This is a genomic window from Ideonella sp. (assembly GCF_041914305.1).
Classification (GTDB): Bacteria; Pseudomonadota; Gammaproteobacteria; order Burkholderiales; family Burkholderiaceae_C; genus Ideonella.
The window spans coordinates 26,399-46,877 of the sequence record NZ_JAYSDQ010000021.1 but is presented as its reverse complement, the minus strand read 5'-3'; the positions used below and the strand labels follow the sequence as shown (position 1 = coordinate 46,877).

Genomic DNA, 20,479 nt, shown 5'->3' with positions numbered 1-20,479 from the left:
GCAGCGGACCGGCCAAGCCGGATCCGCGCAAGGCCCTTGATGAGGTCGGCGCCAGGTGAAGCCCATTTCCATCAGCGCCGAGGCGCTGTTCGAGGAACACCAGCCTTCGCTGCGCTGGGAATGGATTGCCGGCCACGCGCACCCCGAGCGCCGCTTCGACGAAGCGGCCGTGCGCGACGCCCGCTCGGCTGCCGACCTGGTCGGCTACCTGAACTACATCCACCCTTACCGCGTGCAGCTGGTCGGGCGGCGCGAGGTGGCCTACCTGGCCGATGCGCCGGCCGAGGTGCTCGAGCGCCGCATCCAGCGCATCGTCACGCTCGAGCCGCCGGTGATCATCGTCGCCGACGACCAGCGCGCGCCGGACCGGCTGGTGGCCATGTGCGACCGCGCCGAGATCCCGCTGTTCATCACCTCGGCCTCGGCCGGCCACGTGATCGACGTGGTGCGCTCGTACCTGAGCCAGCTGTTCGCCGAGCGCACCACGCGCCACGGCGTGTTCATGGACATCCTCGGCCTGGGCGTGCTGCTGACCGGCGAATCGGGCCTGGGCAAGAGCGAACTCGGGCTGGAGCTCATCTCGCGCGGCCATGGCCTGGTGGCCGACGACGCGGTCGACCTGTTCCGCGTCTCGCAGAGCACGCTCGAGGGCCGCTGCCCCGACCTGCTGATGAACCTGCTCGAGGTGCGCGGCATCGGCCTGCTCGATATCAAGGCGATCTTTGGCGAGACCGCCGTGCGGCGCAAGATGCGCCTGAAGCTCATCGTGCACCTGGTGCGCAAAGAGACGATGGAGCGCGAGTTCGAGCGCCTGCCCTACGAGCCGCTGTACGAAGAGATCCTCGAGATCCCGGTGCGCAAGGTCGTGATCGCGGTGGACGCCGGCCGCAACCTGGCGGTGCTGGTCGAGGCCGCCGTGCGCAACACCATCCTGCAGCTGCGCGGGATCGACACCTACCAGGAGTTCATTGGCCGCCACCAGGCGGCAATGGATGCGCTCCGGGAGCCCTGAGCAGGCCCCCGCCGCCGGCCGGGCGGTGCTCGCAATCGGTCTTGGTGCAGACGGCGTACAGCGCCAGTGTGTGGTCGTGCAGCTCGAATCCGCGCGCCTGCGCCACCGAGCGCTGCCGCGCCTCGATCTCGGGGTCGAAGAACTCCTCGACCCGGCCGCAGGTCAGGCACACCAGGTGATCGTGGTGCTGGCCTTCGTTCAGCTCGAACACCGACTTGCCCGATTCGAAATGGCTGCGCGCCAGGATGCCGGCCTGCTCGAACTGCATCAGCACCCGGTAGACGGTGGCCAGCCCGATGTCCGAGCCTTCGCCCAGCAAGGCCTTGAACACGTCTTCGGCGGTCATGTGGCGCACGGTCGATTTCTGGAAGATCTCGAGGATGCGCAATCGGGGCAGGGTGGCCTTCAAGCCGCTGCTTTTCAGTTCGTCGACATGGGTGGGCATGGTCTGGCTCTCGCGGTCCGTTGCGGCCGGGGCAGGCCGCTAGAATCGTTGCATCATAGCCAGCCCGGCTCCCGCCGGGGCCTTGCGCAGTCACCGTCACGGCGGCTGCTGGCGCCCCCGGCCCGCTTGCCTTTGCGCATACCTCCCATGCCCTTGTTTCGCCTTTCCCGCATCGTCCCTGTCAGCGCTGCGCTGCTGGGCTTGGCCGCGCTCTCGGGCTGCACGCTCATCACCCGCACGATGAGCGACGGCATCACCAGCGTCATCACGCCCTACCGGGTCGAGGTGGTGCAGGGCAACGTGGTCACGCGCGAGCAGATCGCCGCGATCAAACCCGGCACGCAGCGCGGCCGTGTGAAAGACGTGCTCGGCTCGCCGCTGCTGGCCGACCCGTTCCACGCCCAGCGCTGGGACTATGTCTTCGTGATCCGCCGCCCCGGCACCGAGCCGCAGCAGCGCTCGGTTGTCGTGCTGTTCGATGGCGACGCCGTCAAGTCGGTCCAGGCGCCGGACCTGCCCAGCGAGCTGGAGTTCGTCGCGTCGATCAGCCGCCCGAGCCGCGGCGACACGCCGAAGCTCGAACTGACCGACGAAGAGCGCAAGGCCCTGCCGCTGCCGCCGAAGGTCGAGACGGCGGCGGCGGCCGCCGAGCCGCAAGGCGCGATCCGCAGCTACCCGCCGCTGGAGAACTGATGATCCGGGTCGCGATCGCCGGCGCCAGCGGCCGCATGGGCCGCATGCTGGTCGAGGCCGTTCACCAGGCGCCCGATTGCACGCTGGCCGGCGCCCTGGCGCATGCCGGCAACCCGGGCATCGGGCAAGACGCCACCGCCTGGCTGGGCCACGCGAGTGGTGTCAATGTGACCGACGACCTCGCGATCGGCCTGGCCGACACGCAGGTGCTGATCGACTTCACCCGCCCCGAGGGCACGCTGGCCCACCTGGCCGCCTGCCGTGCACGCGGCATCGCGGTGGTGATCGGCACCACCGGGTTCAGCGAAGCCCAGAAGGCCCAGATCGCCGAGGCGGCGCAAGACATCGGCGTCGTGCTGGCGCCCAACATGAGCGTCGGCGTCAATGTGGTGCTGGGGCTGCTGGACATCGCCGCGCGCGCGCTGAACGAAGGCTTCGACATCGAGATCGTCGAGGCCCACCACCGCCACAAGGTCGACGCGCCCAGCGGCACCGCGCTGGCGATGGGCGCGTCGGTCGCCCGCGCGCTCGGCCGCGACCTGAAGGCCTGCGCGGTCTACGGCCGCGAAGGCGTGACCGGCGAGCGCGACCCGTCGACGATCGGCTTTGCCACCGTGCGCGGCGGCGACATCATCGGCGACCACACCGTGCTGTTCGCCGGCACCGGCGAGCGCGTCGAGATCAGCCACAAGGCCACCAGCCGCGCGGTGTTCGCCCAGGGCAGCCTGCGCGCGGCGCGCTTTCTTGCCGGCCGCAAGCCCGGCCTGTACACGATGGCCGACGTGCTCGGGTTGGGGGCTCGCTGATGGAAGGTCTGCAAGGCTTCTGGTTCCAAAGCGATGTGATCGGCCGCGCGGTCGCTCTGATGCTGCTGGCGATGTCGGTCGGCGCCTGGGTGCTGATCTTCTGGAAGACCTGGGTGCTGCACCGCGCGCGGGTCGACCTGCGGCGCGGCATCGACGCCTTCTGGAACGCGCCCGACCGCCAGGCCGCCCGCGAGCGTCTGGCGGCGCTCGACCGCGAAGGCGTGATCGCGCCGATGGCCGAGGCGGCCTTCACGCAGCCCGGCACCGGCACGCTGCAGACCCACGGCGCGATCGAATCGCAGCTGACGCGGCGCCTGCGCGACGCGCTGCACGCCGGCCTGGCGCACCTGCAGATGGGCCAGGTCTTCCTGGCCTCGGTCGGCGCCACCGCGCCCTTCGTCGGCCTGTTCGGCACCGTCTGGGGCATCTACCACGCGCTGCTGGGCATCGCGACCTCGGGCGGCATCACGATCGAGAAGGTCGCCGGCCCGGTCGGCGAGGCGCTGGTGATGACCGCCGCCGGCCTGGCGGTGGCGATCCCCGCGGTGTTGGCCTACAACGTGTTCGGCACGTGGCTGGGCGCCTGCGAGGCCGAGCTCGAAGGCTTCGCGCACGACCTGCGCGAAATCGCGCTCCACAACGACTGACCGGGCGCGCGCCATGGCATTCGGCCGCCTCGAACGTGCCCGGGCACCCAGCCCGATGAGCGACATCAACATGACGCCGCTGATCGACGTGATGCTGGTGCTGCTGGTGATCTTCATCATCACCGCGCCGCTGATGAGCAGCAGCCTGCGCCTGGACCTGCCCAAGACCGAGGGCGGCCGCGCCAGCGAGGCGCCGAAGTTCCTCTCGCTGGCGATCGACGCCCAGGGCCAGCTCTTCGTTGCCGAGCAGTCGGTGACGCTGGACCAGCTGCGCGAGCAGGCCGAACGCGCCGCCGGCCGCGACCCGGCCACCGAGGTGCAGCTGCGCGCCGACCAGAGCGTGCCCTACGGCCGCGTGGCCGAGCTGATCGGCCTGCTGCAGCAGGCGGGGCTGTCGCGCATCGGCTTCATCACCGCCGGCGGGTCGGCGGCCAGCGCGCCGAAGTAGCCCACTTCGCCGGCGCGGCAGGTGTTCGCCGCCGGGCCGCCCCAAGGCGAGCGCTCACCCTTGGGGGGACCGGCCCGTAGGGACGTAGGGGGCCCCATCCTTACAATCCGGGGATGAACGAGAAATACGTCCCCGCCGAGGTCGAGAGCGCCGCCCAGGCCCACTGGAATTCGCGCGACGCCTACCGCGTCACCGAAGACGCGAGCAAGCCCAAGTTCTACGCCTGCTCGATGCTGCCCTACCCCTCGGGCAAGCTGCACATGGGCCATGTGCGTAACTACACCATCAACGACATGATGGCGCGGCAGCTGCGCATGAAGGGGTGCAACGTGCTGATGCCGATGGGCTGGGACGCCTTCGGCCTGCCGGCCGAGAACGCGGCGATCGACAAGAAGGTCGCGCCGGCCCAGTGGACGCGCGAGAACATCGCCGACATGAAGTCGCAGATGCAGCCGCTGGGCCTGGGCTTCGACTGGAGCCGCGAGGTCGCCACCTGCGACGCCAGCTACTACAAGTGGAACCAGTGGATGTTCCTGAAGATGCTCGAAAAGGGCATCGCCTACCGCAAGACCCAGGTCGTCAACTGGGACCCGGTGGACCAGACCGTGCTGGCCAACGAGCAGGTCGTCGACGGGCGTGGCTGGCGCTCGGGCGCGCTGGTCGAGAAGCGCGAGATCCCCGGCTACTACCTGGCCATCACGCAGTACGCCGACGAGTTGCTGGCCAACGTCGCCGACCCCGCCGCGCCGAACTACCTGGCCGGCTGGCCCGAGCGCGTGCGCCTGATGCAAGAGCACTGGATCGGCAAGAGCGAGGGCGTGCGCTTCGCGTTCACGCACGACATCCGCGGCGCCGACGGCGCGCCGATCGGCGAGGGCCGGATGTACGTCTTCACGACCCGTGCCGACACCATCATGGGCGTCACCTTCTGCGCCGTGGCGCCCGAGCACCCGCTGGCCGAGCATGCCGCGCGCGGCAACGCCGAGCTGGCCGCGTTCATCGAGGAATGCAAGAAGGGCGGCACCACCGAAGCCGAGCTGGCGCTGAAGGAAAAAGAAGGCCGCCCGACCGGGCTGTTCGTGACGCACCCGCTGACCGGCGCGCAGGTCGAGGTCTGGGTCGGCAACTACGTGTTGATGGGCTACGGCGACGGCGCCGTGATGGGCGTGCCGGCGCACGACGAGCGCGACTTCGCGTTCGCGCTCAAGTACCGCCTGCCGATCAAGCAGGTCGTGGCCGTCGAGGGTGAAACCTATTCGACCACCGCCTGGGCCGAGTGGTACGGCGACAAGCAACGCGGCCGCTGCGTCGACTCGGGCGTGCTCGATGGCCTGGCCTACAAGCCGGCCGTGGACAAGGTGGCCGAGCTGCTGGCCGCCAAGGGGCTGGGCGAGAAGAAGACCACCTGGCGCCTGCGCGACTGGGGCGTCAGCCGCCAGCGCTACTGGGGCACGCCGATCCCGATCATCCACTGCGACACCTGCGGCACCGTGCCGGTGCCGGAGAAAGACCTGCCGGTCGTGCTGCCGGAAGACCTGATCCCGGACGGCAGCGGCAACCCGCTGAACAAGTGCGAGTCGTTCCTGAAGGTCGCTTGCCCCTGCTGCGGCAAGCCGGCGCGGCGCGAGACCGACACGATGGACACCTTCGTCGACAGCGCCTGGTACTACATGCGCTACTGCGACCCGCGCAACGACGCGGCGATGGTCGGCGACGGCACCAAGTACTGGATGCCGATGGACCAGTACATCGGCGGCATCGAGCACGCCGTGCTGCACCTGCTGTACGCCCGCTTCTGGACCAAGGTCATGCGTGACATGGGGCTGGTCAGCTTCGACGAGCCGTTCACGCGCCTGTTCACCCAGGGCATGCTGCTCAACGAGTGCTTCTACCGCGAAGACCCTTCGGGCAAGAAGCGCTGGTTCTACCCGAACGAGGTCGAGGTCCAGCACGACGACAAGGGCCGCCCGGTCGGCGCCACCGCGCGCGAAGACGGCCAGCCGGTCGTGCTGGGCGGCATCGAGAAGATGTCGAAGTCGAAGAACAACGTGGTCGAACCGCGCGACATCATCGGCCGCTACGGCGCCGACACCGCGCGCATGTTCACGATGTTCGCCGGCCCGCCGCAAGACAGCGCCGCCTGGTCCGACGCCGGCGTCGAAGGCGCGCACCGCTACCTGCGCCGCCTGTGGGGCTTCGCGCACAAGCAGCGCGACAACGTGCGTGCCGGTGCCGGCGCGAGCACGAGCGAGGCCGCGCGCGCCGCCCGGCGCGAGATTCACCTGGTGCTCAAGCAGGTCAGCCACGACTTCGAACGGCTGCAGTACAACACGGTGATCTCGGGCGCGATGAAGCTGCTCAACACGCTGGAAGACGCCACGCGTGACGGCCAGGCCGAGCCGGCCTTGGTGCACGAAGGCCTGTCGGTCCTGCTGCGCGTGCTGTACCCCGCCTGCCCCCACGTCACCCACGCGCTGTGGACCGAGCTGGGCTACGCCGCGGCGATGGGCGACCTGCTCGATGCGCCCTGGCCCACGGTCGACGAGGCCGCGCTGGTGCAAGACGAGATCGAGCTGATGCTGCAGGTCAACGGCAAGCTGCGTGGCTCGATCAAGGTGCCGGCCGCGGCCGACAAGGCGGCGATCGAAGCCACCGCGCTGGCCAACCCCGAGTTCGCCAAGTTCGCCGAGGGCAAGGCGCCGAAGAAGGTCGTGATCGTGCCCGGCCGCCTGGTCAACGTGGTGGTCTGACGCATGGCGATCGCCCGGCGCACGCTGGTGGTCACCGCGCTCGGCAGCCTGGCGCTGGCCGGCTGCGGTTTTGCGCTGCGCCGGCCGGCCGAGTTGCCGTTCTCGAAGCTGGCGATCAGCGGCTTCAAGCCCAACTCGCCGATGGCCGAGGCGCTGCGCCAGTCGCTGCCGCGCAGCGTCACCGTGGTCGCGTTGCCCAAGGATGCCGACGTGGTGCTGCTGGCGATCGAAGACCGTTTCGACAAGACGGTCGCGGCCTCCACCGCCGCCGGCCAGGTGCGTGAGTTCCGCCTGCGCGTGACACTGCGCTTTAGGCTCGACCGGCCCGATGGCAGCCCGCAGCTGCCCGAGACGCAGCTCGAGCTGACGCGCGACATGAGCTACAGCGAAAGCACCGCGCTGGCCAAGCAGACCGAGGAAGCCGGCCTGGTGCGCGAGATGCGCATGGACCTGGCGCAGCAGCTGCTGCAGATGCTCGCGGCCACCGGCCGCTCGGTCGGCCAGGCCGCCGCCCAGCCGGCCAGCTGAACAGCGGCCGCGACACACGATGCAGGTTCGCGCCGACCAACTGGCCACCGCGTTGACCCGCGGCGGCCTGAAGACCATCTACACCATCCACGGCGACGAGCCGCTGCTGGCGCAAGAGGCGGCCGACGCCTTGCGCGCCGCCGCGCGCGCCGCCGGTTTCAGCGAGCGCCAGGTCTTCACCGTCAGCGGGGCGCATTTCGACTGGAGCGGCGTGCTCGGCGCGTCGCAGTCGATGGGCCTGTTCGCCGACAAGAAGATCATCGAGATCCGCATCCCCAGCGGCAAGCCGGGCAAGGACGGCTCGGCCGCGCTGCAGGCCTATTGCGACCAGTTGTCGGAAGACGTGCTGACGATCGTGCACCTGCCGCGGCTGGACCGCCAGCAGCAGCAAGGCGCCTGGTTCCTGGCGCTGGACCGCGCCGGCGTCACCGTGCGCGTCGACCCGGTCGAGCGCAACGCGCTGCCGAACTGGATTGCCCAGCGCCTGGCCAAGCAGGGCCAGCGTGTTGCGGCGGGCGAGGCGGGGCAGCAGGCGCTGGCCTTCTTCGCCGACCGCGTCGAAGGCAACCTGCTGGCGGCGCACCAGGAGCTGCAGAAGCTCGCGCTGCTGCACCCCGAGGGTGAGCTGAGCTTCGAGCAGATCGAGTCGGCGGTGCTGGACGTCGCGCGCTTCGATGTCTTCCAGCTCGGTGCGTCGGTGCTGGCCGGCCACGCGGCACGCGCGCTGCGCATGCTCGACGGGCTGAAGGCCGAAGGCGAAGCCGCGGTGCTGGTGCACTGGACGTTGGCCGAGGACGTGCGCGCCCTGAAGCGCACCCATGATGCGATGGCCGGCGGCAAGCCGCTGCCGATGGCGCTGCGCGAAGCCCGCGTCTGGGGCGACAAGGAGCGCGCCTTCGAAGCCGTGCTGCCCGGCATCGACGCCGCAGCGCTGGCCGCGCTGGTCGAGGCCGCCAGCACCTGCGACGGCCTGGTCAAAGGCCTGCGCCACCCCGGCTGGCCCGACGACGCCTGGGAGGGCCTGCGCCGGCTGATGCTGATGACGCTGGACCTGGTGGCCGGGGCGCGCAACGCGGGCCGACGCGGCCGCGCCGCCACTGCGCCGCTGGCCCTGCAGCCGACGCGGTAGGCGCTAACAGCGCAACCTCTCCGCTCCCCTGGGCGCGCGCAGCGCCGCCCACCCCAAGTGGCGTGCGCGGATCCGGCTTTGCCGGGCCGCTGCGCGAGCCCCCCTGGGGGGCAGGCCCCGGAAGGGGGCGTGGGGGCCTCAATACCCTCGCGCCCGGTCCACCAAATGCGCCAGCGGCCGGCCGGCACGCAGCGCGCCCACATTGGCCGCCACCACCTGCGCCGCGCTGCGCGGGTCGGTCAAGGCTGCCGCATGCGGCAGCACCGTGACATGCGGGTGGGCCCAGAACGGGTGCGCCACGTCCAGCGGTTCGCGCTGGAACACATCGAGCACCGCCCGCGAGAGTTGGCCGCTGTCCAGCGCCGCGAGCAGGTCCGCCTCGACGACGTGGGCGCCGCGCGCCAGGTTCACCAGCGCCGCGCCGGGCTTCATCGACGCCAGCCGGGCCGCGTCGAAGAAGCCGCGGGTGCCGTCGGTCAACGGCAGCAGGTTGACGACGATGTCGCTGACGGCGAGCAAGGGCCGCAGTGCAGCGCCGCCTTCGTGCACCACCACACCGTGCGGTGAGGGCGGTGCCCCGGCGCGCCCACCCTGCCGCCAGCCGTGCACCGCGTACCCCTGCGCCGCCAGCCGCTCGGCCACCGCCCGCCCCAGCTGACCCAGGCCCAGCACGGCCACCTGCAGCTCGCCGGCGCAGCGCTGCGGCAGCACCACCCAACGCCGCTCGCGCTGCAGCTGCGCGTAGTCGAAGTAGCCGCGGTGCAGCGACAAGACCGCCCACAACGCCGTCTCGGCCATCGCGTCGGCCATTGAGCCGTCGACCATGCGCGCCAGCGGCACGTCGGCCGGCAGCGTCGCGTCGGCCAGCAACCGGTCGACGCCGGCCCACAGCGACTGGATCAGCCGCAACGACGGCAAGGTCTTCAGCCGCCCCGGCGCAGGGTTGGCCACCAGCGCCACATCGACCGCCGACGGCTCCAACGCCGTCAGCACCGCCTCGATCCGCTCTTCGGGCAGGGCCGCGCGCAGCGCCCGCAGCCAGGCTTCGGTCTCGGCCGCGTCGAGCTCGCCACACAGATAAATACTCATCACGGCAAGCCTAACCGGTTCACAATTCCAAGGCACCGGCGTGCGTGCGCGCCGGTGGATCATCAGGGAGCATGCGCATGCCAGCGACCACCACAGCGGCTGCCGACCCGGCAGCGGGCTCGCCCCGCGCTGCGCACGCGCACGTGGGCGCCACGCCCACCTGGCTCGACCCGCCCCGGCCCTCGGCCCAGCCGCCACGCGGCCGCAGCAGCGCGCGGCGCTGGCACTGGCCGCACATGTCGATCCGCATGACGGTGCTGGCGGCCATCCTCGCCGGCGTGGTGCTGCCCGGCCTGGGCATGCTGTGGGCCGACGCACGCACCGCCCGCGTCCAGATCGACCCACTGATCGACCGCCGCCGTGAACACCTGCTGAGCCTGACCGCCATCGCGGTGGCCGAGCCGTGGCACCGCGGCCAGTTGGCCGAGCTCGCGGTGCTGCAGGCCGCCGCCTTGCGAGACCCTCTGGTCTGCGGGGTCGAGCTGCGCAGCACCGACGGCGCCGGCGCCGCGCCCGCCGGCAGCTGCGCCGGCAAGGCCGGGGTCACCTGGAGCGAACAGCCCATCATCGCCGGCGGCCAGTTGCTCGGCACGCTGCGGATGGGCTTCGACACCCGCGTGCGCGACCAACTGCTGAGCGACCGCCAGGGCGCGCTGATGCGGCTGGTGGCGGCGCAGGTGGTGCTGGGCGCGCTGGTGCTGCTGTGGGTGCTGAACTGGCGGCTGCTGCGCCCGATCGACCGGCTCAAGCGCCAGGCCGGCGCGATGGCCCAGCCCGACGCGCGCGCCGCGCCGCGCGTCGACTGGCTGCGCCAGGACGAGCTGGGCGTGCTGGGCCAGCACCTGAACCTGGCCCACGACCGGCTCGACAGCCTGCTGGCCGAGCTGGAAAGCAGCAACGCCGAGTTGCGCCGCCTGGCGATGGTCGACCAGCTGACCGGCCTGCCCAACCGGCGCCTGTTCCGCGAGCTGTTCGACCATGCGCTGGCGGTGGCCAAGCGCTCGCAGCAGACGATGGCGCTGATGTTCATCGACCTCGACCGCTTCAAGCACATCAACGACACGCTGGGCCACCCGGCCGGCGACGAGCTGCTGCGCACCCTGGGCCAGCGCCTGCGCCAGGTGATGCGCGGCTCGGACATCATCGGCCGGCTGTCGGGCGACGAGTTCCTCGCGCTGCTGCCTGACGTGAAAGGCCCCGAGGCCATTGCCCACACCGCGCTGCGCGTGATCCACGCGATCGAGGGCCCGGTGCCGCTGGCGGGCAAGGCGGCGGTGCAGATGCAGGTGTCGGCCAGCGTGGGCGTGGCGCTGTTCCCGGCCGACGGCGGCGGTTTCGACGAGCTGCTGCGCCACGCCGACCAGGCGATGTACCGCGCCAAGGCCGCGGGCCGCGGCCGCTACGTGCTGTTCCGTGAAGTGCAGCGCCCGGACACCCCCAAACCCGGCAGCGACGCCGAGCTGGCGATGGCGCTGACGCGCCACGAACTGCTGCTGCACTACCAGCCGGTGATCGACACCCACACCGGCCGCGCGGTCGGCGCCGAGGCCTTGCTGCGCTGGCAGCACCCGAGCCAGGGGCTGCTGCCACCGGCCCGCTTCTTCCACCGCGCCGAAGAATGCGGCCAGATCCACGCGCTCGAGCAGCTGGCCTTGCGCAGCGCCTGCGAGCAGCTGGCGCAATGGAAGGCGGCCGGCGTGCAGGCCGGCCACATGGCCGTCAACCTGAGTGCCGGCGAGTTTCGCCACGAGCAGCTGCCGCGCCTGCTGGCGCGGGCGCTGCAAGAGCACCACCTGGGCGCCGGCGAGCTCGAACTCGAGCTGTCGAGCCACTCGGTGATGAGCGACCCCGAGTTCACCCAGGCCCGGGTCGAAGAGCTGCGCGCGCTGGGCGTGTCACTGGTGCTCGAAGACGTGGGCTCGTCGATGCTGTCGTTGTCGCGCCTGGGCCAGTTGCACCCAGCCCGGATCAAGATCGACTCAGCGCTCGTCAGCCGCCTGCCCGAAGACCTGGAGGCGTGCGCCACGGTGCATGCGATCGTGCAGCTGGCGCGCAGCCTCGGCGTCGGCGTCGCGGCCTCGGGCGTCGAGACCGAAGCGCAGCGCGACGCGCTGACCCGGGCGGGTTGCCACTGGCAGCAGGGCTTTTTCTTCGCCCGGCCCGGCCCGGCCAGCAACGAGCCGCAATGGGCGGCCCACACCAGCCCCGGCCGCCCGGTGGCGGCCACGGTGCTGGCGCCGAGCACCTTCGATCAGCGCGTGCTGCGGCCGGCAGCCAACGCGAGCAGCCGATCCAGGCCCCACTGAACGGTGGCCGAGCGCACCGCCGTGCGGTCACCCGGCCAGACCTGGTGCTCGGCATCGGCCTTGAGCTCGGTGCCGTCGCGCCAGGCCCAGCCCAGCCAGACCAGGCCGACCGGTTTGCCCGGCGTCGCACCGCCCGGGCCGGCGATGCCGGTGACCGCCAGCGCCAGGTCGGCGGCGCTGTGGGCCAGCGCGCCGCGGGCCATGGCTAACGCCACAGCTTCGCTGACTGCGCCGTGCTCGGCGATCAGTGCCGCATCGACCCCCAGCGCCTCGGTCTTGGCCGCGTTGCTGTAGGTCACGAAGCCCCGCTCGAACCAGTCGCTGGAGCCGGCCAGGCTGGTGCACAACGCGGCGATCAGGCCGCCGGTGCAGCTCTCGGCCGTGGTGATGCGCAGGCCACGGGCGCGCAGCGCATCGGCCAGGGCCTCGACACGCTGGGCCAGGTCATCGTCATGGAGCAGCAGGGCCATCGCGTGACCCCTCGTCAGCCGACCAGCACGCGCCACAGCGCCAGCACGAGCAGCGTGCACAGCGCGGCCACTGCGTCGTCGAGCAGGATGCCCAGGCCCTGGCGCCAACCCGGCGGCTGGCCCGGGGCCGGCTTGAACAGGCGGTCGGCCCAACCGACCGGCCCCGGCTTGACCGCGTCGAAGAAACGGAACAGCGCGAACGCGGCCAGCTGCTGCCGGAAACTGGCCGGCGACATCACCCAGAGAATGGCCCAGAACGCGAGGATCTCGTCCCACACCACCGCGCTCGGGTCGCTGGTGCCCAGCGCCTGCGCGGTGCGGGTGCAGGCCCACAGGCCCAGCGCGGTGCCGCCAGCCAGCACCAGGCCCCAGCCCAGCGGCGTGAGCCAGACACTGACCACCGTGAAGGCCAGCCAGGCCCACAGCGTGCCGGCGGTGCCCGGCGCCACCGGCGACAGGCCGCTGCCGAAGCCGAGCGACAGCGCATGCGCCGGGTGCGACAGCATCAGCCGCACGCTGGCCCGGCGCGGCGGCACCGCACCGTTGTCGATCACCGGGCCGCGGCTCGCTGCACCAGTGGGTGTTTCGACGCGCACGTGCGCGTCCTCGATCGGCAGTTGGTCGTCGTGGGCCATCAGCTCTTGAAATGGTCGAAGCCGGCGAAGGCCGACAGGTCCAGCGGGTCGCGGCCGTGGGCTTCGGCGAACACCTTCATGCCCAGCGCGGCGGGCTCGATGCGGCCGATGCGGGTGACCGGCGTGCCGCTGGCCAGGCCGGCGGCGCGCACGGCATCGGCCGCGCCGGCGGGCGCCGTGAACAGCAGCTCGTAGTCGTCGCCGCCGGCCAGCAGGCATTCGCGCTGCAGCGCCAGCGGCTGCGCGGCCAGCGCGGCGCTGCGGGGCAGCGCGTCCAGCCACACGGTGGCACCGACGCCCGAGCGCCGGCGGATGTGGCCGAGGTCACCGAGCAGGCCGTCGGACAGGTCGATCGCCGCACTCGCCACACCGCGCAAGGCCTGGCCCAGCGCGACGCGCGGTTGCGGCCGCTCCATCGCCTCGCGCACCGCGCTGAAGGCATCCCCCGGCAGCTCGGCGTGGCCACGGAACACCTCGAGCGCCAGCCGCGCATCGCCCAGGCAGCCGCTGACCCACAGCTCGTCGCCGGGTGCCGCGCCGCTGCGCAGCAGCGCCAGCCCCTCGGGCACCTCGCCGATCACGGTGATGCCGATCGTCAACGGGCCGGCGGTCGTGTCGCCGCCGACCAGCTCGATCTCGTGCTGCTCGGCCAGCGCCAGCAGGCCCGATGCGAACGGCGCCAGAAACGACGCCTCGGCGCGCGGCAGGCTCAAGGCCAGCGTGAAGGCCAGCGGTTCGGCGCCGCAGGCGGCCAGGTCGCTCAGGTTGACGGCCAGGGCCTTGTGGCCCAACCGATCGGGCGCGACGGTCGACAGGAAATGGCGGCCCTCGACCAGCAGGTCGGTCGACACCGCGAGCTGCATGCCCGGCGTGGGCACCAGCAGCGCGCAGTCGTCGCCACCGCCCAGCGCGGCGCGCTGCACCGGCGGGCGGAAGTATTTTTCGATCAGGTCGAATTCACCGAGGGCCATGCCCCCGATTGTGAGCGACCTGGGTCGCCGCGATGCGCGGCCGGGCGCCCGATGTCAGGCCGGTGGGCGCAACAGATTGGCCAGCTCGACCGCCGACTTGACGTTCATCTTCTCGAACACCCGCGCGCGGTGGACCTCGACCGTGCGCACGCTGATGTCCAGCGCGTCGGCGATCAGCTTGTTCGGCTTGCCTTCGACCACCAGGTTCATCACCTCGCGTTCGCGTTCGGTCAGCTCGGCTAGGGCCCGCTCGATCTGGCGCTTGTCGGCGCGCCGGGCCAGCGCGGCCTCGCTGCGCAGCAGCGCCTGCTCGATGCGGTCGACCAAGGCATTGTCGGAAAACGGCTTCTCGACGAAGTCGAACGCGCCGCGCTTGACCGCCGCCACGGCAGTCGGCACATCGGCATGGCCGGTCAGGAAGATCACCGGCAGCGCCTGCACGAAACCACGCTCGACCAGCTGGTCGAACAAGGCCAGGCCGGACAACCCCGGCATGCGCACATCGAGCAACAGGCACGACGGCGCGGTGGGCCAGTCGGCGGGCGATTTGCCCGCCAGGAAGGCCGCGAACGCATCGCCGCTCGGGTGGCCCTCGGACAACAAGCGCCGCGTGCGCAGCAGCCAGGCCAGCGCGTCGCGCACCACGTCTTCGTCGTCGACGAGGTAGACCATCGGCAAGCCGAAACGGGAGGTCAGGCTGGGGCTGCTGTTCATTCGGCGGAGGGTTCGGCCGCGTGCCGGGCCGGATCGGGAACCGCAAGCGTAAACCGGAATTCGGTGCCCGGGCCGTTCGCCCCATTCGGCGCCGCGGGGCCGAAATCGAGCGCACCACCGTGTTGCTCGATCACCGTGCGGCACAGCGACAGCCCGAGCCCCATGCCCTCTTCGCGCGTGGTGAAGAACGGCGTGAACAGCCGGGCGGCGACTTCGGGCGCGATGCCCGGCCCGCGGTCGATCACCGACACACGCACCCAGCGCGCGTGTGTCTGCGTCACGCGCAGCGTCAGCACGCGCTGGTCCAGCGGGGTCGCGTCGCCCTCCATCGCCTGGATGCCGTTGCGCGTGAGGTTCAGCAGCACCTGCTCGACCATCGTGCGGTCGACCCACACCCGCGGCGCCGGCTTGGGGCACTCGACCTCGAGCCGCGTGCCGCTCTTGCGCGCCTGCAGCCGCACCAGCGGCAGCACGGCCTCGATCAGCACATCGGCACCCACCGCCTCGCGCGAGCGCTCGCGCCGGCGCACGAAGCCGTGCACGCTCTTGATCACCCGGCCGGCGCGCTCGGCCTGTTCGGCGATGCGTTCCAGCGCCTGGCGCAGCATCGACACCGTCTCGACCACCGTGTCGCCGGGCTGCTGGTCGGCCTCGTTGACGAGGTTCAGCGAGCCGGTGGCGTAGCTGGCGATCGCCGCCAGCGGCTGGTTCAGCTCGTGGCTCAGCAGCGAGGCCATTTCGCCCACCGTGGCCAGCCGCGCGGTGGCCTGCAGCCGCTCTTGCTGCTGGCGCGACAGCTCTTCCATCCGCCGCGCGGCGCTCACGTCGAGCACCGCGCTCATCCAGCCGGCGTGGTGGCCCACCCGGTCCAGCAGCGGCGCCTCGTAGATCATCACCGGGAAGCGCTCGCCGTTGCGGCGCATGAACTGGGTCTCGAAGCCCTCGCGCTGGGCGTTCAGGTCGCGCGCCAGCGTCAGGCGCTCGGACTGGCGCTGGCGGTACTCGTCGATGCGCTCGGGCGGCCAGTAGGGCGGTGGGTCGCTGCCGACCAGCTCGTGCGCCTCGAAGCCGACCATCGCGCAGAACGCCGGGTTCACGTAGGTGACGCGGCCACGCACATCGCGCGCGCGCAGGCCGGTGACGAGCGAGTCCTCCATCGCGCGGCGAAAGGCCAGCGCTTCGGCCAGCGCCGTCTCGGCCACCGAGCGCCGGCGCACGTCGCGCGCCAGCACCACCACCAGCCCCAGCAACAGCAGCGACAGGCCCACCACCAGCGCCAGCGTCAGGTTGGGGATCAAGCCGGGCCGGCCCTGCACCGCATCGGCCCGCAGCTGCAGCGAATTGCCCGGCAGGTCGACCAGCCGCGTCGCATGGAACACGCCGCTGCCGCGGTGCAGGCCGGCGCGCACCAGGCGCGTGCCGTCGGCCTCGACCAGCGACAGCTCGTGCTCGCCGGCGCCGGTGGCGTTGGACGCGTCTTCGAGCAACTGGCCCAGCGCCAGCGTGGCGATCATGTAGCCGCTGGGGTGCCCGCCGCGGTCGACCGGCAGGCACAGGTCGACCACCTCGAGCCCGAGCCCACCGGCCTGCGGCACGAAGTACGAGCGCGAGAACTGCGGCGACGCGACGCGGCGGGCCGTCGCGCAGGCCGCATGCATCTCGATCTCGAGCTCGCCCCGCGCCATCGTGCCGAACAGCGGCGGGCGAAACGGCGTCTCGACCGCGTCGAGCAGCCGCTGATCGTTGTCGCGCATCTCCATGCGCAGGAACTCGCGCCGCTGGCGCAGCATCTCTTGCGCGTCGTAGTGCCACTGCGTCAGCGGCGGGTCGTTCCAGGTCAACGACTGCGCGCTTTGCAGGTTGCGCTGCACCAGCCGCCGCATCTCGCCCGAGGCAGCCGCGGCCACTGCGTCGGCGCGGTCTTGTGCGCGGGCCTCTTCGTAGCTGAGGGTCAGCCCGACCAGCAGCGACTGCGCCACCAGCAGCAGCGCCACCAGTGCGCCCCACAGCAGCCAGCGCACGCCGCGGCGCGCGCGCGGCGGCTCGGGCGACGGGGCACTGGCGGCGGGCAGGTTCATCGGCGCAGTATGGTGGGGGCGAAGGCCGGTGCCGTAAGCAGTTTCGCGCATGCCCGGTGTCAGCTTGCTTGGCGACACTGCACGACGACGGAAGCTGTCAAAGCTGTCAAGGCCCGCCTCCTACAATCCGCCCCCCCACGCTGCGCGAGGACCGCCCCATGCCGACCTTCGAGGAAAAACGAGCCGAACTGCGCCGCGCCGCGCTGGAGTACCACGAGTTCCCGACGCCGGGCAAGGTGGCGATCAGCGCGACCAAGCAGCTGATCAACCAGCGCGACCTGGCGCTGGCGTACTCGCCCGGCGTGGCCGCCGCCTGCGAAGAGATCGTCGAAGACCCGACCAACGCGTTCCGCTACACCTCGCGCGGCAACCTGGTCGCGGTGGTCACCAACGGCACCGCGGTGCTGGGCCTGGGTGACATCGGCCCGCTGGCCAGCAAGCCGGTGATGGAAGGCAAGGGCGTGCTGTTCAAGAAGTTCGCCGGCATCGATGTGTTCGACATCGAGGTCAACGAGAAAGACCCCGACAAGCTGGTCGAGGTGATCGCCGCGCTGGAGCCCACCTTCGGCGGCATCAACCTCGAGGACATCAAGGCGCCCGACTGTTTCTACGTCGAGCGCAAGCTGCGCGAGCGGCTGAAGATCCCCGTCTTCCACGACGACCAGCACGGCACCGCGATCGTCGTCGGCGCCGCACTGCTGAACGGCCTGAAGGTCGTCGGCAAGAGCATCAAGGACGTCAAGCTGGTCGCCTCGGGCGCGGGCGCCGCGGCGCTGGCCTGCCTGAACCTGCTGCTCAAGCTCGGCCTGCCGAAGGAAAACATCTGGGTCACCGACCTGGCCGGCGTCGTCTACCAAGGCCGTACCGAGTTGATGGACCCGGACAAGGCCGAATTCGCGCAACCGACCGACCTGCGCAAGCTGGCCGAGGTGATCGTCGGCGCCGATGTGTTCCTGGGCCTGTCGGCCGGCGGCGTGCTGAAGCCCGAGATGGTCAAGTCGATGGGACCCAGGCCGATGATCTTCGCCCTGGCCAACCCGACGCCGGAGATCATGCCGGAAGAGGTCAAGGCGGTGCGCGACGACGCGATCATGGCCACCGGCCGCACCGACTACCCGAACCAGGTCAACAACGTCCTGTGCTTCCCGTACATCTTCCGCGGTGCGCTCGACTGCAACGCGAAGACGATCAACGACGAGATGGAGATCGCCGCGGTGCGCGCCATCGCCGAGCTGGCGCAGGCCGAGCAGAGCGATGTGGTGGCCACCGCCTACGCCGGCGCCACGCTGTCGTTCGGGCCCGAGTACCTGATCCCGAAGCCGTTCGACCCGCGGCTGATGATGCAGATCGCGCCGGCCGTGGCCGATGCGGCGCGCGCCTCGGGTGTGGCGCAGCGGCCGATCACCGACCTGGCGGCCTACCGCGACAAGCTGCAGAGCTTCGTCTACGCGTCGGGCACGCTGATGAAGCCGATCTTCACGATCGCGAAAAAGGCCCAGGCCAAGCGCGTGGCCTTCGCCGAGGGCGAGGACCGGCGCGTGCTGTCGGCGGTGCAGGTGGTCGTCGACGAGGGCCTGGCCCAGCCGTGGCTGGTGGGCCGCGGCAGCGTGATCCGGGCGCGGATCGAGAAGATGGGCCTGCGCCTGAAGGAAGGCCGCGACTTCGAGCTGGTCAACATCGACGACGACCAGCGCTACCGCGACTACTGGCAGACCTACCACCAGATGATGGACCGGCGCGGCGTGACCGAGCAGCTGGCCAAGATCGAGATGCGGCGCCGGCTGACGCTGATCTCGAGCATGCTGCTGCACAAGGGCGAGGTCGACGGCATGATCTGCGGCACCTGGGGCTCGACCGAGCTGCACCTGAACCACATCGGCCAGGTGATCGGCAAGCGCCCGGGGGTCCACACCTTCGCCTGCATGAACGGGCTGCTGCTGCCGGGGCGCCAGGTGTTCCTGGTCGACACCCACGTCAACTACGACCCGACGGCCCAGCAGCTGTGCGAGATCACGGTGCTGGCGGCCGAAGAGATGCGCCGCTTCGGCATCCAGCCCAAGGCCGCGCTGCTGTCGCACTCGAACTTCGGCTCCAGCAACCAGCCCTCGGCGGTGAAGATGCGTGAAGCGCTGGCGCTGATCCAGCAGGCCGCGCCGTGGCTCGAGATCGACGGCGAGATGCACGGCGACGCCGCGCTCGACGCCGCCTACCGCGCAGAGTTGATGCCACGTAGCACCCTGAAGGGCGAGGCCAACCTGCTGGTGCTGCCCAACATCGACGCCGCCAACATCAGCTACAACCTGCTGAAAACAGCCTCCGGCGGCGGCATCGCGATCGGCCCGGTGCTGCTCGGCGCGGCCAAGCCGGTGCACATCCTGACGCCGTCCACCACGGTGCGCCGGATCGTCAACATGACCGCATTGACCGTCGCCGACGTCAACGCCGCACGCTGAATACCAGCATGCCAGGCGCGCTACTTCGTTGAATTTGCAAAAGTTTTCACGAAGTTAGCAAACACTTAACCACCAGGTCATTGCCTCATTTTGGGGCAGTGGCCTTGTGGTTTTTCTGCTCATCGGGTAGCATTCGTGTTTAAGTCTTCAGGGTAAACCCGTGGCGTACTTAGGTCCACTGCTGGTGAGAGGGTCCTTGCGAAAGTGGGGTCTCACCGTCGCAGCAGCGGGCCTGCTGAGTGGCGTCGCGTTGGTGAACTTCAGCGCTGCGGCGAGTTCCGGCGATGGCTCTTCGAGCCCCGCCGCTCGCCCGGCGACCGGCACGGTGTCGCTTGCGGCCCTGCCGGCGGAGGCGCAGCAAACCGAGCGCTTGATCCGTTCCGGTGGCCCCTTCCCCTACGAGAAGGACGGCATCGTGTTCGGCAACCGAGAGCAACTGCTGCCGCGCCAACCGCGAGGTTTTTACCACGAGTACACCGTGCGCACGCCGGGTTCACGTGACCGGGGCGCGCGGCGCATCGTATGCGGCGGCCGTCAACCGCGGGAACCTGAAGCCTGTTTTTATACCGAAGACCATTACGCAAGCTTCAAGCGCATCGCACCCTGACGGGACGGCAGTTGAGCAAGCGGGTACGAACGACCGGATTTTTTGTTGACCAAGGAGGAACGCGACCATGCTTTTGCAGACCGTCCGTCCCAACATCGTGCAGGCGATACGCGCGTATCGGGTCGATGACCTGATGCGCTCGGCCCAGGAAGCGGGCCAGCATTTTTTGTACGCCAACCTCACCGAGGCGCAGTCCAAACAAGAGGTGGTGGATGGCATCGCCACTTCGTTCCTGTTTCCGCAGCACTTCGGCAAGAACCTCGATGCGCTGTTCGACTGCATGACCGACCTGGTCCACAAGTCAGGCATCCAGCCCGGCTTCGTGGTCGTGTTGGAGCAGATCCCCGACAACTCACGCTTCGACCGTGAATCGCGCGAGCAGCTGCTCGACGTGTTCCGCGATGCGGCAGACTTTTGGGCGGAACGAAAAATACCCTTCAGGTGTTTTTATTCTTTTCAGTAGCCCGCTCCCAAGAAAACGGGTCATGGGAGCGGGCGGTGGAAACGGCCCCCAACGAAACCAAGCCGGCCGCCAAGGCCAGCACCAAGACAGGCATCAACCCGAACTTCGGGATGAACATGCCGATGATGAGCAGCGCGTTCGATACCGCGATGTGGCTCAACGCGGCTTGACAAGCCCACCCCCGAGGCGCCCCTGGCGCCTCCCCCCTACGGGGGCGCTGGCAGCGGCCCGGCCA

At 70.5% G+C, this 20,479-nt stretch carries 20 protein-coding genes; 13 read left to right on the top strand and 7 right to left on the bottom strand.

Features of this window, described 5'->3' with window-relative positions; genetic code table 11:
- Positions 1 to 55 precede the first annotated feature (55 nt).
- Entirely contained in the window at positions 56 to 1,012 is a 957-nt protein-coding gene (gene hprK / locus ACE3SG_RS23695) for an HPr(Ser) kinase/phosphatase (RefSeq protein WP_329721492.1), read from the top strand.
- Here the strand turns inward: hprK and fur are convergent.
- Positions 966 to 1,457 (bottom strand): ferric iron uptake transcriptional regulator, encoded by a 492-nt coding sequence (fur, locus tag ACE3SG_RS23690; protein WP_374568697.1) that lies wholly within the window; start codon positions 1,455 to 1,457, stop codon positions 966 to 968. The genes hprK and fur overlap by 47 nt on opposite strands.
- Before the next feature lie 147 nt (positions 1,458 to 1,604).
- Here fur and ACE3SG_RS23685 point away from each other — a divergent pair, with 147 nt between their 5' ends.
- From ACE3SG_RS23685 to holA, 7 genes are all read left to right on the top strand, one after another.
- Positions 1,605 to 2,150: an outer membrane protein assembly factor BamE gene (locus ACE3SG_RS23685; protein ID WP_374568696.1), complete on the top strand. Its 546-nt coding sequence runs from the start codon at positions 1,605 to 1,607 to the stop codon at positions 2,148 to 2,150.
- Positions 2,150 to 2,956 (top strand): 4-hydroxy-tetrahydrodipicolinate reductase, encoded by an 807-nt coding sequence (gene dapB, locus ACE3SG_RS23680; RefSeq protein ID WP_374568695.1) that lies wholly within the window; start codon positions 2,150 to 2,152, stop codon positions 2,954 to 2,956. The genes ACE3SG_RS23685 and dapB overlap by 1 nt, the downstream gene beginning before the upstream one ends.
- The gene (locus tag ACE3SG_RS23675; RefSeq protein WP_374568694.1) at positions 2,956 to 3,603 is read left to right on the top strand and encodes a MotA/TolQ/ExbB proton channel family protein; all 648 of its coding nucleotides are present in this window, start codon (positions 2,956 to 2,958) and stop codon (positions 3,601 to 3,603) included. The genes dapB and ACE3SG_RS23675 overlap by 1 nt, the downstream gene beginning before the upstream one ends.
- 13 nt (positions 3,604 to 3,616) lie before the next feature.
- A complete protein-coding gene (locus ACE3SG_RS23670; RefSeq protein WP_374568693.1) occupies positions 3,617 to 4,051 on the top strand; it encodes an ExbD/TolR family protein in 435 nt (144 codons plus the stop codon).
- Between the two features lie 113 nt (positions 4,052 to 4,164).
- Positions 4,165 to 6,801, top strand: a complete 2,637-nt coding sequence (leuS, locus tag ACE3SG_RS23665) for a leucine--tRNA ligase (RefSeq protein ID WP_374568692.1) — start codon at positions 4,165 to 4,167, stop codon at positions 6,799 to 6,801.
- A 3-nt stretch (positions 6,802 to 6,804) separates the two neighbouring features.
- Positions 6,805 to 7,329: an LPS assembly lipoprotein LptE gene (gene lptE, locus ACE3SG_RS23660; RefSeq protein ID WP_374568691.1), complete on the top strand. Its 525-nt coding sequence runs from the start codon at positions 6,805 to 6,807 to the stop codon at positions 7,327 to 7,329.
- A gap of 19 nt (positions 7,330 to 7,348) precedes the next feature.
- Entirely contained in the window at positions 7,349 to 8,458 is a 1,110-nt protein-coding gene (gene holA, locus ACE3SG_RS23655; RefSeq protein WP_374568690.1) for a DNA polymerase III subunit delta, read from the top strand.
- Between the two features lie 138 nt (positions 8,459 to 8,596).
- On the opposite strand, the gene ACE3SG_RS23650 is transcribed toward holA, so the two are convergent.
- Positions 8,597 to 9,547: a 2-hydroxyacid dehydrogenase gene (locus ACE3SG_RS23650; protein WP_374568689.1), complete on the bottom strand. Its 951-nt coding sequence runs from the start codon at positions 9,545 to 9,547 to the stop codon at positions 8,597 to 8,599.
- A 77-nt stretch (positions 9,548 to 9,624) separates the two neighbouring features.
- Between ACE3SG_RS23650 and ACE3SG_RS23645 the strand changes: the two genes are divergently transcribed.
- A complete protein-coding gene (locus tag ACE3SG_RS23645) occupies positions 9,625 to 11,853 on the top strand; it encodes a putative bifunctional diguanylate cyclase/phosphodiesterase (protein ID WP_374568688.1) in 2,229 nt (742 codons plus the stop codon).
- Here ACE3SG_RS23645 and ACE3SG_RS23640 read toward each other — a convergent pair.
- From ACE3SG_RS23640 to ACE3SG_RS23620, 5 genes are read right to left on the bottom strand one after another with little or no spacing between them, the layout of a single operon-like run.
- Positions 11,799 to 12,323 carry a CinA family protein gene (locus ACE3SG_RS23640; RefSeq protein ID WP_374568687.1) on the bottom strand — a complete coding sequence of 175 codons (525 nt, stop codon included), beginning with the start codon at positions 12,321 to 12,323 and terminating at the stop codon, positions 11,799 to 11,801. The genes ACE3SG_RS23645 and ACE3SG_RS23640 overlap by 55 nt on opposite strands.
- Before the next feature lie 14 nt (positions 12,324 to 12,337).
- Positions 12,338 to 12,958, bottom strand: a complete 621-nt coding sequence (locus ACE3SG_RS23635) for a phosphatidylglycerophosphatase A (RefSeq protein WP_374568686.1) — start codon at positions 12,956 to 12,958, stop codon at positions 12,338 to 12,340.
- Entirely contained in the window at positions 12,958 to 13,929 is a 972-nt protein-coding gene (thiL, locus tag ACE3SG_RS23630; RefSeq protein WP_374568685.1) for a thiamine-phosphate kinase, read from the bottom strand. Before thiL ends, ACE3SG_RS23635 begins: the two co-directional genes overlap by 1 nt.
- A gap of 54 nt (positions 13,930 to 13,983) precedes the next feature.
- Positions 13,984 to 14,643 (bottom strand): response regulator transcription factor, encoded by a 660-nt coding sequence (locus ACE3SG_RS23625; RefSeq protein WP_374568684.1) that lies wholly within the window; start codon positions 14,641 to 14,643, stop codon positions 13,984 to 13,986.
- A complete protein-coding gene (locus tag ACE3SG_RS23620) occupies positions 14,640 to 16,721 on the bottom strand; it encodes a sensor histidine kinase (protein WP_374568683.1) in 2,082 nt (693 codons plus the stop codon). Before ACE3SG_RS23620 ends, ACE3SG_RS23625 begins: the two co-directional genes overlap by 4 nt.
- Before the next feature lie 158 nt (positions 16,722 to 16,879).
- On the opposite strand from ACE3SG_RS23620, the gene ACE3SG_RS23615 reads away from it, so the two are divergent.
- From ACE3SG_RS23615 to ACE3SG_RS23600, 4 genes are all read left to right on the top strand, one after another.
- On the top strand, positions 16,880 to 19,174 hold the full coding sequence (locus tag ACE3SG_RS23615) for an NADP-dependent malic enzyme (protein WP_374568682.1): 2,295 nt from the start codon (positions 16,880 to 16,882) through the stop codon (positions 19,172 to 19,174).
- A gap of 196 nt (positions 19,175 to 19,370) precedes the next feature.
- Positions 19,371 to 19,781: a ribonuclease gene (locus tag ACE3SG_RS23610; RefSeq protein ID WP_374568681.1), complete on the top strand. Its 411-nt coding sequence runs from the start codon at positions 19,371 to 19,373 to the stop codon at positions 19,779 to 19,781.
- A 67-nt stretch (positions 19,782 to 19,848) separates the two neighbouring features.
- Positions 19,849 to 20,244 (top strand): barstar family protein, encoded by a 396-nt coding sequence (locus tag ACE3SG_RS23605; protein ID WP_374568680.1) that lies wholly within the window; start codon positions 19,849 to 19,851, stop codon positions 20,242 to 20,244.
- A 35-nt stretch (positions 20,245 to 20,279) separates the two neighbouring features.
- Complete coding sequence (locus tag ACE3SG_RS23600) at positions 20,280 to 20,414, top strand: hypothetical protein (RefSeq protein ID WP_329718429.1); 135 nt, start codon at positions 20,280 to 20,282, stop codon at positions 20,412 to 20,414.
- The last annotated feature ends 65 nt before the right edge of the window (positions 20,415 to 20,479 follow it).